The organism is Longimicrobium sp., from assembly GCF_036554565.1.
GTDB lineage: Bacteria > Gemmatimonadota > Gemmatimonadetes > Longimicrobiales > Longimicrobiaceae > Longimicrobium.
Window position 1 is genome coordinate 1 of sequence record NZ_DATBNB010000319.1, and the last position, 16,886, is coordinate 16,886.

The 16,886-nt window shown below is 71.1% G+C and carries 20 protein-coding genes; 3 read left to right on the forward strand and 17 right to left on the reverse strand.

Features of this window, described 5'->3' with window-relative positions:
- Positions 1–36 precede the first annotated feature (36 nt).
- A complete protein-coding gene (locus VIB55_RS08680; protein ID WP_331876266.1) occupies positions 37–249 on the forward strand; it encodes a hypothetical protein in 213 nt (70 codons plus the stop codon).
- Positions 250–324: 75 nt separating this feature from the next.
- Here the strand turns inward: VIB55_RS08680 and VIB55_RS08685 are convergent, their stop codons facing one another.
- Entirely contained in the window at positions 325–678 is a 354-nt protein-coding gene (locus VIB55_RS08685; RefSeq protein ID WP_331876267.1) for a hypothetical protein, read from the reverse strand.
- 70 nt (positions 679–748) lie between these two features.
- Positions 749–1,759: a bifunctional oligoribonuclease/PAP phosphatase NrnA gene (locus VIB55_RS08690; protein ID WP_331876268.1), complete on the reverse strand. Its 1,011-nt coding sequence runs from the start codon at positions 1,757–1,759 to the stop codon at positions 749–751.
- A gap of 374 nt (positions 1,760–2,133) precedes the next feature.
- On the opposite strand from VIB55_RS08690, the gene VIB55_RS08695 reads away from it, so the two are divergent.
- A complete protein-coding gene (locus VIB55_RS08695; RefSeq protein WP_331876269.1) occupies positions 2,134–3,717 on the forward strand; it encodes an amino acid permease in 1,584 nt (527 codons plus the stop codon).
- 1,017 nt (positions 3,718–4,734) lie between these two features.
- On the forward strand, positions 4,735–5,139 hold the full coding sequence (locus tag VIB55_RS08700; protein ID WP_331876270.1) for a response regulator: 405 nt from the start codon (positions 4,735–4,737) through the stop codon (positions 5,137–5,139).
- A gap of 159 nt (positions 5,140–5,298) precedes the next feature.
- Here the strand turns inward: VIB55_RS08700 and VIB55_RS08705 are convergent, their stop codons facing one another.
- The 15 genes from VIB55_RS08705 to VIB55_RS08775 all read right to left on the reverse strand — a co-directional run.
- Positions 5,299–6,531: a hypothetical protein gene (locus tag VIB55_RS08705; protein WP_331876271.1), complete on the reverse strand. Its 1,233-nt coding sequence runs from the start codon at positions 6,529–6,531 to the stop codon at positions 5,299–5,301.
- Positions 6,528–6,713 carry a hypothetical protein gene (locus tag VIB55_RS08710; RefSeq protein WP_331876272.1) on the reverse strand — a complete coding sequence of 62 codons (186 nt, stop codon included), beginning with the start codon at positions 6,711–6,713 and terminating at the stop codon, positions 6,528–6,530. The genes VIB55_RS08705 and VIB55_RS08710 overlap by 4 nt, the downstream gene beginning before the upstream one ends.
- Positions 6,700–7,596, reverse strand: a complete 897-nt coding sequence (locus VIB55_RS08715; RefSeq protein WP_331876273.1) for a metallophosphoesterase family protein — start codon at positions 7,594–7,596, stop codon at positions 6,700–6,702. The genes VIB55_RS08710 and VIB55_RS08715 overlap by 14 nt, the downstream gene beginning before the upstream one ends.
- Positions 7,597–7,680: 84 nt before the next feature.
- Positions 7,681–8,727, reverse strand: coding sequence for a tRNA (adenosine(37)-N6)-threonylcarbamoyltransferase complex transferase subunit TsaD (tsaD, locus tag VIB55_RS08720; RefSeq protein ID WP_331876274.1), 1,047 nt, complete (start codon positions 8,725–8,727; stop codon positions 7,681–7,683).
- Complete coding sequence (locus VIB55_RS08725; protein WP_331876275.1) at positions 8,724–9,710, reverse strand: hypothetical protein; 987 nt, start codon at positions 9,708–9,710, stop codon at positions 8,724–8,726. Before VIB55_RS08725 ends, tsaD begins: the two co-directional genes overlap by 4 nt.
- Positions 9,707–10,252, reverse strand: coding sequence for a TlpA disulfide reductase family protein (locus tag VIB55_RS08730; protein ID WP_331876276.1), 546 nt, complete (start codon positions 10,250–10,252; stop codon positions 9,707–9,709). Before VIB55_RS08730 ends, VIB55_RS08725 begins: the two co-directional genes overlap by 4 nt.
- A gap of 44 nt (positions 10,253–10,296) precedes the next feature.
- Positions 10,297–11,223, reverse strand: coding sequence for a PASTA domain-containing protein (locus tag VIB55_RS08735; RefSeq protein ID WP_331876277.1), 927 nt, complete (start codon positions 11,221–11,223; stop codon positions 10,297–10,299).
- Complete coding sequence (gene rsmB / locus VIB55_RS08740; protein WP_331876278.1) at positions 11,220–12,524, reverse strand: 16S rRNA (cytosine(967)-C(5))-methyltransferase RsmB; 1,305 nt, start codon at positions 12,522–12,524, stop codon at positions 11,220–11,222. Before rsmB ends, VIB55_RS08735 begins: the two co-directional genes overlap by 4 nt.
- Positions 12,525–12,529: 5 nt before the next feature.
- Entirely contained in the window at positions 12,530–13,336 is an 807-nt protein-coding gene (locus VIB55_RS08745) for a thiazole synthase (RefSeq protein WP_331876279.1), read from the reverse strand.
- A 151-nt stretch (positions 13,337–13,487) separates the two neighbouring features.
- Positions 13,488–13,715 carry a sulfur carrier protein ThiS gene (gene thiS, locus VIB55_RS08750; protein WP_331876280.1) on the reverse strand — a complete coding sequence of 76 codons (228 nt, stop codon included), beginning with the start codon at positions 13,713–13,715 and terminating at the stop codon, positions 13,488–13,490.
- Positions 13,708–14,343 (reverse strand): thiamine phosphate synthase, encoded by a 636-nt coding sequence (locus tag VIB55_RS08755; protein ID WP_331876281.1) that lies wholly within the window; start codon positions 14,341–14,343, stop codon positions 13,708–13,710. Before VIB55_RS08755 ends, thiS begins: the two co-directional genes overlap by 8 nt.
- Positions 14,330–15,271, reverse strand: a complete 942-nt coding sequence (gene fmt, locus VIB55_RS08760) for a methionyl-tRNA formyltransferase (protein WP_331876282.1) — start codon at positions 15,269–15,271, stop codon at positions 14,330–14,332. The genes VIB55_RS08755 and fmt overlap by 14 nt, the downstream gene beginning before the upstream one ends.
- Complete coding sequence (gene def / locus VIB55_RS08765) at positions 15,268–15,768, reverse strand: peptide deformylase (protein ID WP_331876283.1); 501 nt, start codon at positions 15,766–15,768, stop codon at positions 15,268–15,270. Before def ends, fmt begins: the two co-directional genes overlap by 4 nt.
- 1 nt (position 15,769) lies before the next feature.
- On the reverse strand, positions 15,770–16,093 hold the full coding sequence (yajC, locus tag VIB55_RS08770) for a preprotein translocase subunit YajC (RefSeq protein WP_331025426.1): 324 nt from the start codon (positions 16,091–16,093) through the stop codon (positions 15,770–15,772).
- Between the two features lie 34 nt (positions 16,094–16,127).
- On the reverse strand, positions 16,128–16,886 hold a 759-nt coding region (locus VIB55_RS08775), incomplete at its 5' end, for a tRNA guanosine(34) transglycosylase Tgt (RefSeq protein ID WP_331876284.1).

Sequence of the window (16,886 nt, forward strand, 5' to 3'; positions counted from 1 at the left end):
CGTGTCCCGCGACCTGATTACGAAAGCGAGGATACCGTGCGTGATCCCGGTTTTGCGGCTCTGCTGAGCTTTTTCGTCCCCGGCCTGGGGCAGCTGTACAACGGCGCATGGTTCCGGGCGCTGTTCTGGTTCCTGTTCACCCCCGGCCTGTGGCTGGGAACGGGCGGGCTGCTGGGATGGGTGGCCCACGTGGTCGCCGCCATCACCGCCTACAACTACGCCAAGCGCCGCCCGTACCGCGACTTCTAGCGGCCGGACGGCGAGAGTGCGAAGGGGCGCATCCGGTTCACCCGGATGCGCCCCTTCGCATTCATGCCCAGTGGACTACAGCCCTTCCAGTCCCCCGCCGCCTCCGCCGAACAGCCCCGGCATCAACGCGGCCGCCATCCCGCCGACCACCGCGAAGAGCGCCAGGAAGATGATCATCAGGAGGATGTACGCGGGAATGGAGGCGATCATCACCTTCAGGATCAGCATCACCATCCGGCCGAACGGAATGTCGACCCCGGTGATGACCACCTGCTCCGGCCCGGTCCGCTGGACGCTCGCGTACGAGGCGGCGGCCGCGGGGCCCGGAGGCGGGCCGTGGCGCTGGCCGGGATTGGCCGCGCCGCAGACCGGGCAGACGGCGGCGGAGGGATCCACGGGGGTGCTGCACTGGCGGCAGGGTACGGTCATGGGCGTGTGGCGGAGGGGGTGAAGACGGCGCTCGCGCGCGTTTCGCGGAGCGCCGGGAAGGATAGGCCGTTCAGCCGCGGAGGGCGCGGCGGACGGCTTCGATCACGCGGGGAACCAGGGTGGCGGCGGGCTCCGGGACGTTGGCGCCGGCCGCCTTCACGTGCCCGCCCCCGCCGAACTCGCGCGCGATGCGGTTGACGTCGGCGGCGCCGTTGGAGCGGAAGGAGATCTTGGTTTCGCCGGGCGCGGTCTCCCGGAAGAGCAGCGCCACCTCCGTGCCCTCCATGGAGCGAACGTGCTCGATCAGCCCGTCGAAGTCTTCGCCGGAAACGCCCAGCCGCCGGGTGACCTCGTGCGGCACCACCATCCACCCCACGCGGTCGTCGCTTTCCAGGGTGGCCAGCGCCTCGCGCAGCAGCTCCAGCCGGCGGCGCGGCGCCGTGGCGAACAGGCGGCGGTACACCACCTCGGGGTCGATGCCCAGCGTCATCAGCTCGCCGGCCACCGCCAGCACCCGGGGCGTGGTGTTGCCGAAGCGGAACGACCCCGTATCGCTGACCAGCGCCACGTACGCGCCCAGCGCCGACGCCTGCGGCACGGCGTCGCCCGACAGCGTGATGATGTCGTACACCATTTCGCCGGTGGCGGCGGCGGTGGGGTCCTGCACGGCCACGTCGCCCACCACCTCGCTTCCCGCGGGGTGATGGTCCACCACCAGCGTGCGGTCGCGGGGAATGCGCTGCGCCAGCTTGCCGATGCGCTCCGGCTCGCTGGTGTCGAGCACCAGGAAAAGGTCGGCCTCGTCCAGGGCGGCCTCGGCCTCGGGGGTGCCCAGGTCGGCCACCACGTCCTGGCGGTGAAGCACGAAGCGCAGCGAGTCGGGAAAGGGCGTGGGGTTGACGATGGTGCAGCGGATTCCCCGCCCCTCCAGCCACGCCGCCAGCGCCGCCTGCGACCCGGCCCCGTCGCCGTCGGCGTGCACGTGCGTGTGAAGCGCCACGCTGCGGGCGCCCAGCAGCGGCTGCAGCAGCCGGCGCAGGGGAAAGGCGCGGGACTCGGGAACGGCCAGCAGCTCGGACATGGAAGTCGCGCACGCGGGGTTCGCGGGCGGCGCGCGGCCGCCCCGGAGCGGCACACTAACGTGCGCGGGGCCGGGGGCGCAATGCGGATGAACGGCGAGGGGCGCCTATGCTGGGCGCCGGAACGCGACGATTTTGGGAGGGGCTTCGAACGAATGCTTGACCGGAGCCGCACGCCGCTTACATTCATGCGCTTCAGCATCACCTACGCTGGATCGCGATTCCCCCGACTCCGGGAGAACCCCCGCCCGCCCAGGGGCGGAGCCACACACGGCCGAGCGCGGCCCTAGGCCGCTGGAAGCACGCGCCCGCCCGGCGCGGTACATCACACTCCACCCCCCGCGGCGGACCGGAGTCCGCCCACACCGGAGCAGTCATGAGTCTTTTCGCCCGCAAGAACATCGACGAGCTGCAGGCGGACGCCTTTTCCGAAGGCGAGCACAGCCTGAAACGCGAGCTCGGCCCGCTGAACCTGGTGTCGCTGGGCATCGGCGCCATCATCGGAACGGGTATCTTCGTGCTCACGGGCACGGCGGCCGCGCAGCACGCGGGACCCGCGATCGTGCTGGCGTTCGTGTTCGCCGGCATCGCCTGCGTCTTCGCCGGCCTCTGCTATGCCGAGTTCGCGTCCATGATCCCCATCGCGGGCTCCGCGTACACCTACGGCTACGCCACGCTGGGCGAGCTGATCGCGTGGATCATCGGGTGGGACCTGATCCTGGAGTACCTGTTCGGCGCGGCGACGGTGGCGGCGGGGTGGTCGGGGTACGTGAACTCGTTCCTCAAGGACGTGGGCGTCGTCCTTCCGCCCTACCTGACCAACCCGTCCGGTGAGCTGGTGCAGGCCCCGGGCTCCGACACCTGGGTGCGCAAGACCGAGGAGCTCACCCAGTCACTGGCGGCGCAGGGCGTCAGCATCGACACCCTTCCGCAGGCGAACGGCGGCTTCAACATCATCGCGGCGCTCGGCATCTTCGCCGTGACGGTGCTGCTGGTGACGGGCATCAAGGAGTCGGCGCGCTTCAACAACTTCGCGGTGGGCATCAAGCTGGCCGTGGTCGGGGCGTTCATCCTGGCGGGCGGCTACTACGTCCTCACGCACTGGGGACAGTCGATGGACCACTGGACGCCCTTCATCCCGCAGCGTACCGGTCCGGGGGCGTTCGGCTTCAACGGCATCATCGCGGCGGGCGGCGTGATCTTCTTCGCCTACATCGGCTTCGACGCGGTGTCGACCACGGCGCAGGAAGCGCGGAACCCGCAGCGCGACATGCCCATCGGCATCCTGGGCTCGCTGGTCATCTGCACCGTGCTGTACATCCTGGTGTCGGGGATCATGACCGGCATCGTGGAGTACCCGCGCCTGAACGTGGGCGAGCCCATCGCGGTGGCCATCGACGCCACGGGCTACACCTGGCTGGCTCCGTGGATCAAGGTGGGCGCCATCGCCGGTCTTTCGTCGGTGATGCTGGTGATGCTGATGAGCCAGCCGCGCATCTTCTACACGATGTCGCGCGACGGCCTGCTTCCGCCGGTGTTCAGCCGCCTGCACCCGCGCTTCCGCACGCCGCACATCAGCAGCGCGCTGGTGGGCCTGGTCTGCGCGTTCCTGGCGGGGTACTACGACGTGTCGGAGCTGGGACACCTGGTGTCCATCGGCACGCTGCTGGCCTTCAGCATCGTGTGCGCGGGCGTGTGGTACCTGCGCGTGAAGGAGCCGAACCGTCCGCGCCCGTTCAAGACGCCGTTCGTGCCGCTGTTCCCCATCCTGGGCATCCTGTCGTGCGTGTACCTGATGACGGGGCTGCCGCGTGTTGCGTGGGAGCGGCTGTTCCTGTGGCTGGCCATCGGCCTGGCGATCTACTTCCTGTACGGCCGGCGGAACAGCGTGGTGCAGCGCACGCACCACCAGGCGCACATCGACACGCCTCCTCGCCCGACGTACACGGACGAGAAGTAATCGTCGCGCTGGAGCGTGGATGAAAGACCGCCCCTCCCCCGGATTTCGGGGGAGGGGCGGTTCTCGTTTTTGGGGCCCCACCCCCGGCCCCTCCCGCAGAAATTGCGTGCGGAGAGGGAGAACCTTCGGCGAAGGAGGCTGGATCTGGCGCATCCCGCGGGCGCCCCCCATCCCCAGCCCTTCCCCCGCAAACAGCGCGGGGGAAGGGAGCCAGTGTGGTGCGCTACCAAGGCCCTTCGCCGCACCAGAGCCTGTCATCCTGAGGCCCAGGTGCGCCAAACCTGCCCCTAGCACACCCTTCGCGGGCCGAAGGATCTTGCATGTGCCACTTCCCAGCTTGGACGCGACAGCGGCACAGATGCCGGAGTCGCCTCGCTTCACGGGCGCGGCGCGGCGGGGCGCGCGGAGGCTGGCGGAGCTCGGTGCGCTTCGGCTGACCGTGGCTCATGCCCCGGGTGGGCCCCTCCCCCGGCCCCTCCCCGCATGCTGCGCATGCGGAGAGGGGAGAATTCGATTGCGCTTCGGCTGGCTTGGTGCGCTCGATCGTGGTGTGTACCCCCTCTCCCACGCTGTTTGCACGCTGTTTGTGGGAGAGGGTGGCACGCGTGTCAGCGCGGCCGGGTGAGGGCCCGGCGGCAGCGGAGGCCCCGGCTACACTGGCCGCTGCCGCACCCGAGCTTGTACGTGTCCGCCGCTAGATCCTTCGGCCCGCGAGGGTTGGGCCCCGGGCCAGTGCGGTGCGCCTGGGCCTCTGGATGACAGCGTGCGCTTCGGCTGGCTTGGCGAGCGCGACTCTTGGATGTACACCCTCGCCCCCCTTGTGGGAGAGGGTGGCACGCGTGTCAGCGCGGCCGGGTGAGGGCCCCAAGGCAGCCGAGGCCCCGACTTCAGTGAACCCGCGACAACGAAAAGCGTCGGGGAACGTCGTAACCCTACAAATACGTTGTACAATCGAGTAACGGCGACTACATTGATGTTTCCATCCCCCATCCGGAAGCCCGCCCGCGGAGCTGGTCCATGCCGCCCGTTACCGTTCTGATCGTCGACGACGACCCCGATCACCAGACCGTCTGCGGCGTCCTGCTTCAGCACGCCGGCTACCGCGTACTCCAGGCCCGCGACGGCGCGGAGGGCGTGCTGATGGCCCGCGACTCCCGCCCCGACGTGGTGCTGATGGACATGCGCATGCCTCGCATGGACGGAATCGCGGCGCGCCGGGAGCTGGCGCAGTCGCCGGAAACGTCCGGCATCCCCGTGGTCGCCCTCACGGCCGACGTCCTGAAGTGGCCGGAGGCGCGCGTTCTGGAAGAAGGCTTCAGCGCGCTGCTTCCCAAGCCGTGCAACCTGCACCGCATCCTTACCGTCGTGCGCCGGCTGGCGCCCGCCCCTTCGTCGCAGGGGGAACTGGTGGCCGCCGGCTGAGCCGGGTGGAGCAACGACGAGAGCGGGCCCGGAGGATCATCCTCCGGGCCCGCTGCGTTTCTCTGACGATCAAGGAATCTCACGCGGAGGCGCGGAGGTCGCGGAGGGCTTCCTCTGCTTTTCTCCGCGTCCTCCGCGCCTCCGCGTGATCCATTCCCGTCAGGGAGCGCCGCGGATCTCCGCCCCGCCCAGCTGCAGCCCGCGCACGGGCAGGCCTTCGGGGAGCATCCGCTCGATGGTGGACACGCGCACGGGCTCCGCCTTCAGGGCCACGTCCATGAAGCGCAGGGTGTCGCCCACCTGCATGCCGAAGCTGCCCGTGATGTGCGTGCCCGGTGCGCGCACGTCGGCGTTGCGCGCCAGGAACATGGTGCCGCCCGGCCGCGACTCGATGCGCAGCGACAGCCGGCCCGCCGCGTCTTCGGGAAAGCGCTTGTACAGCCAGCGCAAGTCGCCGAAATCCACCGAGTCGGTGCGGAACGCCACGTCGTACATGGGCGCCTCGGCGGGGTTGAACCACCGCGGAAAGCTGTCGCTGCGAACCACGCCCGACGTGGCCAGCAGCGAGTTGCGCAGCCGCACGACGGGAACGTCGAACTCGATGTGCCCCTTCAGCAGCGCGATGGTCCCCTGGCTGTGGTGCAGCTGCACCGGCTGCCGGAAGATCTGCGCTTCCGTGCGCAACGAATCCACGTGAATGCGCGAGCCCGAGCGCGTTCCCGGCGCGAAGCGGACGCGGGAGAGGCGGCCGTTCATCCGCCGGAAGTTCATGGTGCGGATGTACCCGCCGCCCACGCGGTTCACCAGGACCACGGAGGTGTCGGAGAGCGCCGCCGCGATCTCGGCCTGCTGCGCGCGGGCCGATAGCGTGGAGTCCGGCTTCCACACGTTCTGAACGCGCACCACGCCGTCGATCATCCGCAGGGTGTCGAGCAGGGTGACGCGCTCCACGCGCTTCGTGGTGTCTCTTTGGTTGGGAGCGGCCGCGAAGATCGCCTGGTAGTTCCACAGCGAGTCGCCGGGCAGCTTGAACACGTACACCTCGGGCTCGTACAGCGTGGCCCGGGTGATGTGGATGCGCGGCGAGAGCAGTGTCTTGACGTCGTAGTCCAGGTAGGCGCTGTCGGCCAGGACGAAGGCGCGGCCCTGCCGGTCCTTGAGCGACACGCCGTACAGCTTGGCGCCCTCGAACAGGTTTCCGTCGATGCGGTCGACGTGCAGCTGGCCGCCGTTCAGCCCCTTGCCCAGCGCACGCAGGGTGCGCTGCAGCACGAACTCGTGCCCGGTCCGGGTGCGCGCGACGATGTTCAGCACCAGCACGGCGAGCGCTACGCCCAGCAGCACCCCGCCCAGCCCCCAGGTGAAGAGACGGACGGCCCGGTTCCTCTTCATCCCCCCGCCTCCTGTGCGGATGCGGGGGAGGGTGCGGAGGCGCCGGCCACCCGTTCGCGCGCCAGGAAGATCCGCGCAACGTACCATGCAGCGGCGCCGATGCCCGCTGCTACGCCGGCCGCCATCCCCACGGCCTTCATCTCCTCACCCTTCGACAGGCGCCGGCGCTCATACCGCGGCATCGCGCACCTCCTTGCGGTCATCCATCCACAGCGCCTTGGTCACCTCGCCCTCGTCGTCCAGCGGCGGCCGGCCGCGGCGATAGAACAGGTGGCGGCTGGTGGGCAGAAAGTCGCCCGCGTCGTCAAAGTACATGTAGTGCGTGATGCGGATGTGCTTGTCATCCAGCTTCAGCACGTTCAGCGAGTTCTTTTCCCGCTCGCGCGCGCGCCCGCGCCGCGAGGTGGTGGTGCCGCTCTGCGCGATGACGATGCCGTGCTCGCGGTCTGCCCCGGCGTACACGTCGAGCGAGTTGCCGATGTACGCGCGGTGCAGGTGGCCGCCCAGGATCAGGTCCACGCGCATGGCCGTGAACGCGTCCAGCGCGCGCCTGGCCTGGGGCATGGCATCGGCGCCCTCCCAGTCCGGCGGCGGCGCGAAGTTGTGATGGGCCACCACGATGCGGTACGTCTCGTCAGCGATCCCCTGGAACGCCTCGCGCGCAAAGTCGATCTGCCACTGGTGGATGCGGCCGTTGACCGTAGCCTTGAGTGGCGCGGTGGAGTTGATGGCGACGATGCGCGCACCCGGGATGTCGGTAACGGTGTCCAGCTCCGGGAGGATGTGCTTGCGGTAGTAGCGATAGGGATCGAGCACCCGCTCGGCGATCCGCATCAGCGGCACGTCGTGGTTCCCCGGCGTGACGATCAGGGGAACGCTGGGGAGCGTGTTCAGGAATGCGCGCGCCTCGGCGAACTGCTCCTCGGTGGCGCGCTGGGTGAAGTCGCCCGAGGCCACGATGCAGTCGGCCTGCAGCCGGTGCGCAAAGGCGTGCAGTGCCCGCGCCACCTCCGGGTGGTGCGGCGGGCCGAAGTGAAGGTCCGAAACGTGAAGAAGCGAGATCAAAGCCGGCCCTGGAGCGACGTTCGTACGGTGGTGACTTCCCGACTTCGTTCCTGTCCTTCACTCCCCGTGCCACGGCGGGTTCCGTTACTTCGTAAGCCCGGGAAACGGCAGGTCCGCGCGGGCGTTCAGTTCCAGCCCGCCCACCTCGCCGCGCTGCCAGCGGAAGAGCGCGGCGCGGGCGATCATGGCCGCATTGTCGGTGGATAGCCGCGGCGACGGCGCGTACAACTGGCCGTTCTCCCCCAGCCGCTGGGCCAGCGCCTCGCGAAGCGCCCGGCTGTTCGCCACGCCCCCGCCCAGCACCACGCGCGGGCAGCGCATCTCGCGCACGCCCCGCATCGTCTTTGCGACCAGCACGTCCACTACCGCCGCCTGGAACGAGGCGGCCACGTGCGGCACTTCGTCCGCGAGCCTTCCCTCCCCTTCCAGGCGGCGCACGAGCAGCCGCAGGGCGTTCTTCAGCCCGCTGAACGACATGTCGTAGTACTCGCGGTCACCCGGGCGCTCGCCGCGGTTGAGCAGCGGACGGGGCAGCGGATGGCGGGTAGGGTCTCCCTCGGCCGCGGCGCGCTGGATGGACGGTCCGCCGGGGTATGGCAGTCCCAGGATCTTCGCCGCCTTGTCGAACGCCTCGCCCGCCGCGTCGTCACGCGTCGCACCCAGCAGCTTGTACTCGCCCCACGCGGGCACCCACAGCAGCATGGTGTGGCCGCCGGACACGAGGAGGGCCACGAACGGCGGCTCGGCGCCGGGGTGCTCCAGGTGCGTGGCGAACAGGTGCCCTTCCATGTGGTGCACGCCCACCACCGGCTTGCCCGCGGCCCACGCCGCCGCCTTCCCCCACGCGACGCCCACCAGCAGCGCGCCGATCAGCCCGGGCCCCGCGGTCACACCGACGACGTCCACGTCCTCCAGCCCCACGCCCGCCTCGCGCAGCGCGCCCGCGACCACGTCATCCACGGTGCGCAGGTGGGCGCGGGAAGCGAGCTCCGGAACCACGCCGCCGTACAGCGTGTGGATGTCCTGCGTGAAGATCACGTGCCCCAGCAGTTCGCGCTCACCCCGCAGCACGGCGGCGGAGGTCTCGTCGCAGCTGGTCTCGATCGCCAGCACCAGCGGTTCGCCGCTCACCGGGGTGCCTGGGCCGCGGGAGCGGGATTGGCTGCGGACGGCGGCGACGGCGCGGCACCCGGGGGCAGCACCCGCACGCGCTCGGGAACTGCCGTGGCCGTCACGCCCGCGGGCAACCTCTCGACGACCACCCGCGCGTCGGCACCCGCGGGAGGAAGCGCCGGCGGAAGCGAATCGTGCGAAATCACGGCTCGCAACGCGCCAGGGAACACGCGTCGCAAAGCGCGCTCGGGCCCGGAGAGGCGGACGGTCACCTCCGCGGGCTGCGCCTGCAGCCCGTCCGGCGCGGAGACGCGGATGGGCCCGACCGTCCGCTCCACGCGCCGGTCCACCGTTCCGCTCACCCGCACCCGCGTGCGGGCGAAGCTCAGCCCATCGAGCGCAGCGGTGTCGAGCGCCACCTCGTGGCTGAAGGTGGAGTCGTTGGGCACCACGTCGAAGCTGCGCGTCGTGAGCGCCTCCAGCGCGGCAAGGCGGTCCGCCGGGCCGGTCACCCGCACCTCGGCGGGAAGGATCACCAGGTCTTCGCCGACCGCATAGCGGTGCGTCGACCGTGCGGCGATGCGCGCCCGAACGGGCACCATGCGGCTGGTCAGCCGCTCCAGCCCCAGCGTGACGACGGACGGCCGCACGTCGCTCACCCGCACCGCCAGCCCCTGCGGAATGCGCACCATCGACGGGTCCAGCCCAAAGGTGCGCCGCTCGCCCACGTCGCGCACCGAGAGCACCAGCGTGGGGCGGTTGATGGCCAGCTCCCACAGCTCGCGGCCGGGTCCGGTGACCTGCACGCTGACCACGGCCGGTTCGGCCGGGGCGGTCACCACGAACTCCGGGTCGCGCACCACGGGATCCACGCGCACGGGAATCCACTGGCTGGTCACCTGCTCGGCGCTGACTACGGCCCAGATGAGGACGGCCAGCGCCAGGGCGGAAAGCTTCAGCCGCCAGTTGTACGTGAGGCTGCGGGCCAGCGACCGCTTCACGCGGGTCCCTCGGCGAGCAGGCGGCGCACGAGGTCGGCCTGCGCGGGGTGGTCCCACTCCGTCGCGCCGATCACCTTGCGGACGATCACGCCGTCGCGCCCCACCAGGAACGACTCGGGCACGCCAGTGGTCCGGTACGTCTGCTGGATGCGCCCGGACGCGTCGTGCCACACGGTGAACGTCAGCCCCAGTTCCTGCGCGAACGCCTGCAGATCCTTCGCACCCGTGGGCGCCTTGTCGACGCTGACGGCCACGATCTTCAACCCGCGCGGGCCCAACTCGCGGTGAAGCCGCTCCATCGACGGCATCTCGTCGCGGCAGGGGCCGCACCACGTGGCCCAGATGTTCACCAGCACCACCTGGCCGCGCAGCGCCGAAAGCGACACGGGACGGCCTTGCAGGTCTACGGCCCGGAAGTCGGGGGCGCGGGTGCCCACGTCCATGGGGAGGAAGTGATCGCGCACACTCCACCCCGCCGCCAGCAGCGCCGCGAGCACCCCCAGCGTCGCCACCCACCACACCCACTGCCGCCGCTTCGCCATCGTATCGCCATCGTCCCGCTGTTCAGTGTCTCTTGTCCCGCAGCCTATCGCCGCGGGGGTTCGTCCGGCTCAGGCTCCGGATCGGGGATGGGCTCTTCCACCGCCGGTTCCGCCGCCGCGGAATCCACCGCCACCGTGTCCGCGGCGGGGGGCGGCGGCGGGTTCGGGTCCGCGCCGGCCAACGTCAGCCGGACGGAGCTTCCCATCCGCAGGCTGTCGCCCGCCGCCGGCGACTGCGCGATCACCGTTCCCGCCGGCTCGGCGGACGCCGGATCGTACGCCACCCGGCCCGCGCTCAGCGACGTCACCTGCAGCCGCGCCTGGGCGGCGTCCTCCAGCAGTCCGACGACGCTGGGCACCAGCACCTTGGGCGGCCCCGCGCTGATCAGCAGCTCCACCGGGCCGGGAAGCGCGGCCGGCTTCCCCGCCTCGGGCCGCAGGCCGATGATGCTGCCCTCCTCGCTGCGGTGCAGCATGGTGCGGATGGCCACGCGAAAGCCGTAGCGCTGCAGCAGGATGATGGCGTCCGCGCGGGAGAGCCCCTTGATGGAGGGCACGACGCGCGTCTCCGGCCCGGAGCTGAGCACGATACGCACCTGCGTGCCCCGCGCCACCTCTTCGCCGGGCAGGGGCGTCTGCATCAGCACGCGCCCGCGGCCCACACGCGGGTTGGGCAGCTGCCCGCCGCGCAGCATCTCCAGCCCCAGCCGCTCCACCGCGCGCTCCGCCTGCCCCGCCGTGCGCCCGGTCAGGTCAGGGACCGTGACGATGGGCGAGCGCCCGAAGCCGGGAAAGAACAGGAACGTCATCACCAGGTAGCCGACCACGAACATCGACAGCCCGGTAATCAGCACGTACTTCTGCAGGCGGCGCTCGTCGAAGTACCGCCGGACGCGGCCGGGGATCTCGCGATGCCAGCCCCGCGACGGCGGCCGGACGCGCGCGTAGTAGCGCGGAGGCTTGCGGCTCACGCGGGCCTCCGCAGCCGCGCCGCGAACGCGCCGTCCACGCCGTGGCGCTGGGGCAGCACGCACAGCCGCCCGGATTCGTCCAGCACGGACCCGTCCACGGCGCTCGTCGCCTCCAGCGCCCACCCGGGGCGCGCACCAAGGAACTGCTCCACTCGCAACTCGTTCTCCTCCCGCTCCAGCGAACAGGTGGAATAGACCAGCAGGCCCCCGGGGCGCACCAGCTCCGCCGACGCGGCCAGCAGCTCGTCCTGCAGCCGCACCAGGGCTTCCAGGTCATCCGGCGTCACCCGCCAGCGCCCGTCGGGGTGCCGGCGCAGCGTTCCCGTACCCGTGCAGGGCGCATCCAGCAGCACCGCGTCTGCCGCGCGGAACGGCGGCCGGCGCGCGTCCGCCACCACCACGCCGATACGGTCGTCCCACCCGAGCCGCGCGGAGTTCTGCGTCACGCGCCGCATCCTCCGGCGCGACAGGTCCGCCGCGATGACGCGCCCCGCGCGCTCCGCCAGCCCCAGCGCCTTGCCGCCGGGCGCCGCGCACACGTCCAGTACCGTAGCGCCTTCAGCGACGTCGGCGTAGCGCACGACGAGGGCCGCCGCCGGATCCTGCACCACGGCCGGCACCGCGGTCAGCACCTCCGAGACCGGTGCGGCCGGGACGTGCAGCGAGTCGGGCGCGAAGTCGACCGGATTCGATTCGATTTCCGCCGCCCGCAGCCGTGCCCGCGCCTCGTCTACGGAGACGCCCAGCGGCCGGATGTACAGCTCCGGCCGCCGGTTGTTCGCCTCCACCAGCACCCGCGCCTGCGCGGGGCCCCAGCGCTCGATCCACTTCTCCACCAGCCACCGCGGGTGCGAGCCCCAGGTGGAGAGGAACGCGGCGGGATCGTCGTCGAACGACGGATACACGATCTCGGGGCGCCGCCGCAGGTTCTGCAGGATGCCGTTTACCAGCCCCGAGGCGCGCGGCACCCCCGCCATCCTCACCAGCTCCACGGATTCGGAGACGGCGGCGTACGCGGGAACGCTCCCCATCTCCAGCAGCTGGTACGCGCCCAGGCGAAGCACGTCGAGCACCGTGGGGTCCAGACTGGCCGCGCCGTCCCGCGCGAAGGTATCGACGATGTGGTCCAGCCGCCCCTGCAGCCGAAAGGTGCCGTACACCAGCTCCTGCGTCCACGCCCGGTCACGCGGGTCCAGCCCCTCGGTGGCCGCGTCGAGCGCGCGATCACCCAGCTCGCCCTCCCGGACGCGGGCAAGCGCTTCCAGCGCCGCCTGCCGGGTAACCGTCGGCTGTGCCGCCATTCCGTTCAGTCCAGCATGCCGGCCAGGGGCGACGACGGCACGGCGCGCTCCCGACGCGGCATGCGGCCGGCCAGGTACGCCAGGCGGCCCGCCTCCGTCGCCAGCGCCATCGCGCGGCCCATGCGCACGGGGTCGCGCGCCTCGGCCACGGCCGTGTTCATCAGGATGCCGTCCACGCCCTGCTCCATCGTCACCGCCGCGTCCGACGCCGTGCCCACGCCCGCGTCCACGATCACCGGCACCGAGAGGCGCGCCTTGATCGTGCGGATGTTGTACGGGTTCACCAGCCCCAGCCCGCTGCCGATGGGCGAGGCCAGCGGCATCACCGCCGCGCACCCCGCGTCTTCCAGCCGCAGCGCCGTGATCAGGTCGTCGTTGGTGTACGCGAGCACGACGAAGCCGTCCGCCACGAGCTCCCGCGCGGCGCGCAGGGTGGCCTCGGCATCGGGCAGCAGCGTCTCCTGGTCGCCGATCACCTCCAGCTTCACCCAGTTGGTGAAGCCGGCGGCGCGCGCCAGGCGAGCGTAGCGGATGGCGTCTTCGGCCGTGTAGCACCCGGCGGTGTTGGGAAGCAGCAGGTAGTCGTTGGGATCCAGGTGATGGAGAACGCCCTCTTCCTTCGTCCGGTCCAGGTCCACCCGGCGGACGGCGACCGTCACCACCTCGGTTCCGGACGCCTGGATGGCCGCCACCATCTCCGGGTTCGTGCGGTATTTTCCCGTCCCCAGCATCAGCCGCGACCGCAGCGGGCGATCGGCGATCACCAGCGGCGCGTCCAGGGCGGTGGGAGTGTCGAGCAGTGCTTCGGACATCGGACTTCAGTTCGTAAGTGCGATATGGGACGATTCGATCGGCGCCGGCGCATGCCTTGGCTGCCTCGCGCCGACCCCCTCTCCCGCAGACGGGGCCGCAGACGGGGCGAGGGGGAGAATTCGTGTGCGCTCCGGCTGACATCGACGACGGTCAGCCGCCGCCTACGAAGTGGACCAGCTCGAGCGAATCCCCCTCGTGGACGACGGTCTCCGCCAGCGATTCGCGGCGCAGGATCTCGCAATTGCGCTCCACTACGACCATGCGCGGATTCAGCGACAGGTGCTCCAGCAGGCGGTCGACTGTCAGCCCCGCGGGAATGGCGCGCTCGTCGCCGTTGACCCGGACCGTGATTTCCTCCGCCACCAGCGTGTCAGACATCGGTTCCCTTCCAGTACTTCAGATATTCGCGGACGGCCTCGGCGGGATCCGCCGCGTCCCACACCCCGCGGATCACCGCGATCCCGGACGCCCCCGCCTCGCGCGCCTCCCCCGCCCGCTCCGGCGTCACCCCGCCGATCGCGATCACGCGGATGCCCGACGACGCGATCTCCCGGATCAACTCCAGCCCGGCGCCTGCCCGTCCCGGGTGCGACGGCGTCGGCCAGATCGTCCCGGCGACCACGAAGTCCGCTCCTTCCGCTGCCGCGTCGATCGCCTCGGCGGCTGAGTGGACGGAGGCGCCGACGAACCGGTCCGGACCCAGCATCCGCCATGCGTCGCGCACCCGCACCCCGCGTGCACCCACCTGCGCGCCATCCGCCGCCGCGAGCGCAACGTCGATCCGCTCGTTCACCAGCAGCACCGCGCCCCCGTCAGCCGTGCGACTGATCACGTCGGCGAGGTCGTGCAGGCGGCGTCCGGAGGCGCGCGGGGCGCGAAGGTGGAACACGATGTCGCGCCCGCCAGCCTCCAGGATGAGCCTCGCGCGATCCGCGAAGTCCGTCCGGCCCACCACCTCGTCGTCGGTGACGATGTGAAGCGGCGGAAGCGAATCAGGCCTCGCCACCGAACCGGTCGCCCACCGACACGCCGCGGCCGCGCACCCACTCGCCCGCGCCCATCCGGCGCTTGCCCGGCGGCTGCACCTCGCGCACGCGCACGGCGCCGCTGGCGCAGGCGATCAGCACGCCCTCCTGGCCGTCCGCCTCCAGCACCTCGCCCGGTGCGCCGACCGCCTCGGGCACCACCTGCGGGCGAAATAGCTTCACCGGGCCGCGGTCACCCAGCGGACTCCAGGCGCCCGGCACGTCGTCCATCCCGCGAATCCACAGCGCCACCTCGTCCGCGGAGCGCGACCAGTCCAGGCGCGCCACCTCGCGGTCCACCTTGGGCGCGTACGTGGCGCGGGCGTGGTCCTGTGGCAGGGCATCCAGCCCGCCCGCCTCCATGAGGGCCAGCGCCTCCACCAGCGCCTCGGCGCCCACCTCGGCCAGGCGCATGGCCAGCTCGCTGGCGGACTCGTCGGACTCGATGGGCTCCTCTACCTGCAGCAGCACCGGGCCGGAATCCAGCCCCGCCTCCATGCGCATGATGGAAACCCCCGACGTCTCGTGGCCGCGCACGATGGCCCACTGGATGGGCGCCGCGCCGCGAAGCTCGGGCAGCAGCGAGGCATGGATGTTCACCGACCCCAACGGCGGCAGCTCCAGCACCTCGGGCCGCAGGATCTGCCCGAACGCTACGACCACCGAGATGTCGGGGCCGAGCGCGCGAATCTGCGCGAGGAACTCGTCCCCGCGCGCCCGTTCCGGCTGCAGGATGGGCACGCCCATCTCCAGCGCCTCCTGCTTCACCGGCGAGAGCGCCACCGCCCGTCCCCGCCCCGCCGGCCGGTCCGGCTGCGTGACGACCCCCACCACGTCGTGCCCCTCTTCGCACAGGGCGCGCAGCGCGGGAAGCGCAAAGGCCGGCGTGCCCCAGAACAGGACCCTCACGGCTTCGACAGCTTGCGGTACTTCTTTACCAGCATGGAGCGCTTGATCGGCGACAGGCGGTCGATGAACAGCACCCCGTCAAGGTGGTCGATCTCGTGCTGAAGGCAGCGCGCCATCATCCCGTCGGCGTCGATGCGCACCGGGTTGCCCTGCGTGTCCAGCCCCTCGACCACGCACGTCGCCGGCCGGTCCACCGAGCCGGTGACGCCGGGGATGGAAAGGCACCCTTCCTCCACGCGCTCCGTGCCGCCCCCCGACTCCACGATGCGCGGGTCGATCAGCGCCAGCTTCCCGGCGCCTTCCTCGTCCACGTCCACCACGATCAGCCGCATCCCCAGCCCCACCTGCGGCGCCGCCAAGCCGATGCCGCGGGCGTCGTACATCGTCTCGAACATGTCCTGCACCAGCCGGTCCAGCTCCGGACCCGGCGCCGGCACCTCTTCGGCGCGGCGGCGCAGGACCTCGGCGCCCAGCGTCTCGATCTTGAGGACGGGCATGCTACTTCTTTTCCGCGCCCGCCGTCACCGGGCCGGTGCGCCGGGCAATCTTCGAGCGCTCCACGACCACCGTCGACTGCCCGCTCTTCACCTGCACCTGGTCGTCCTTGATCCCCGTGATCTCGCCGATCAGCCCGCCCGCGGTGACCACCTGGTCGCCGCGCTGCAGGCTATTCACCATCTCCTGGTGCGCCTTCAGCTGCCGCCGCTGCGGAACGAAGAAGACGATGTAGAAGATCACGATGATGATGAGCATGGGCATGAACCCCAGCAGCGAACTGCCCTGGCCCTGCCCCGAAGCCTGCGCGAGAAGAAGGAGTTCCATCGATCCGGTCAGCCGTGGGTTGATGTGCCGATGTTCAGGCGTTTGCGCGGGCCGCCTTGCCCGCGTGAAAGCGGTCCAGCCAGGCGCGGCTCCACGAGGTGAAGTCGCCCGCCACGATCCGTTCGCGCGACGTTTCCGCCAGGCGGACCAGGAACCGCAGGTTGTGGATAGACAGAAGCCGCATGCTCAGCCCCTCGCCCGCCACGAACAGGTGCCGCAGGTACGCCCGCGTGTACGTGCGGCACGTGTAGCAATCGCACTCGGGGTCCAGCGGCCCCGGGTCGGCGCGGAAGCGGTGCTGCTTGATGTTCGCCTGCCCCTCGCCCGCGATCCACACCGCGCCGTTGCGCCCGTTTCGCGTGGGGGCAACGCAGTCGAACATGTCCACACCCCGGGCGATCGCCTCCAGCAGGTCGTCCGGGTAGCCCACGCCCATCAGGTAGCGCGGCAGCCCGGGCGGAAGCTCCGGCTGAACCGCCTCGAGCATGGCGTGCATCTTCGGCTTGGGCTCGCCCACCGACAGCCCGCCGATGGCGATGCCGTGCCAGTCGCCCGCGGAAAGCGTCGCCCGCGCCGATTCGCGACGCAGATCTTCGTACACCCCACCCTGCACGATGGGAAACAGGGTCTGCACCGGCCCTTCCGGGTCCTCGCCCGGCAGTTCGGCGAAGCGGCGGCGGCAGCGTTCCAGCCAGCGCAGGGTGCGCTCGTACGCCTCCGTCGCCAGCTCCCGTGACGACTGTCCCGGCGGGCACTGGTCGAAGGCCATGATGATGTCGGCCCCCAGCGCCCG

Coding starts and splice junctions, on each gene's coding strand:
- VIB55_RS08685 (WP_331876267.1), bottom strand. CDS start 678: ATGACCGTACCCTGCCGCCAGTGCAGCACCCCCGTGGATCCCTCCGCC.
- VIB55_RS08690 (WP_331876268.1), bottom strand. CDS start 1,759: ATGTCCGAGCTGCTGGCCGTTCCCGAGTCCCGCGCCTTTCCCCTGCGC.
- VIB55_RS08695 (WP_331876269.1), top strand. CDS start 2,134: ATGAGTCTTTTCGCCCGCAAGAACATCGACGAGCTGCAGGCGGACGCC.
- VIB55_RS08700 (WP_331876270.1), top strand. CDS start 4,735: ATGCCGCCCGTTACCGTTCTGATCGTCGACGACGACCCCGATCACCAG.
- VIB55_RS08705 (WP_331876271.1), bottom strand. CDS start 6,531: ATGAAGAGGAACCGGGCCGTCCGTCTCTTCACCTGGGGGCTGGGCGGG.
- VIB55_RS08710 (WP_331876272.1), bottom strand. CDS start 6,713: ATGCCGCGGTATGAGCGCCGGCGCCTGTCGAAGGGTGAGGAGATGAAG.
- VIB55_RS08730 (WP_331876276.1), bottom strand. CDS start 10,252: ATGGCGAAGCGGCGGCAGTGGGTGTGGTGGGTGGCGACGCTGGGGGTG.
- rsmB (WP_331876278.1), bottom strand. CDS start 12,524: ATGGCGGCACAGCCGACGGTTACCCGGCAGGCGGCGCTGGAAGCGCTT.
- VIB55_RS08745 (WP_331876279.1), bottom strand. CDS start 13,336: ATGTCCGAAGCACTGCTCGACACTCCCACCGCCCTGGACGCGCCGCTG.
- thiS (WP_331876280.1), bottom strand. CDS start 13,715: ATGTCTGACACGCTGGTGGCGGAGGAAATCACGGTCCGGGTCAACGGC.
- def (WP_331876283.1), bottom strand. CDS start 15,768: ATGCCCGTCCTCAAGATCGAGACGCTGGGCGCCGAGGTCCTGCGCCGC.
- yajC (WP_331025426.1), bottom strand. CDS start 16,093: ATGGAACTCCTTCTTCTCGCGCAGGCTTCGGGGCAGGGCCAGGGCAGT.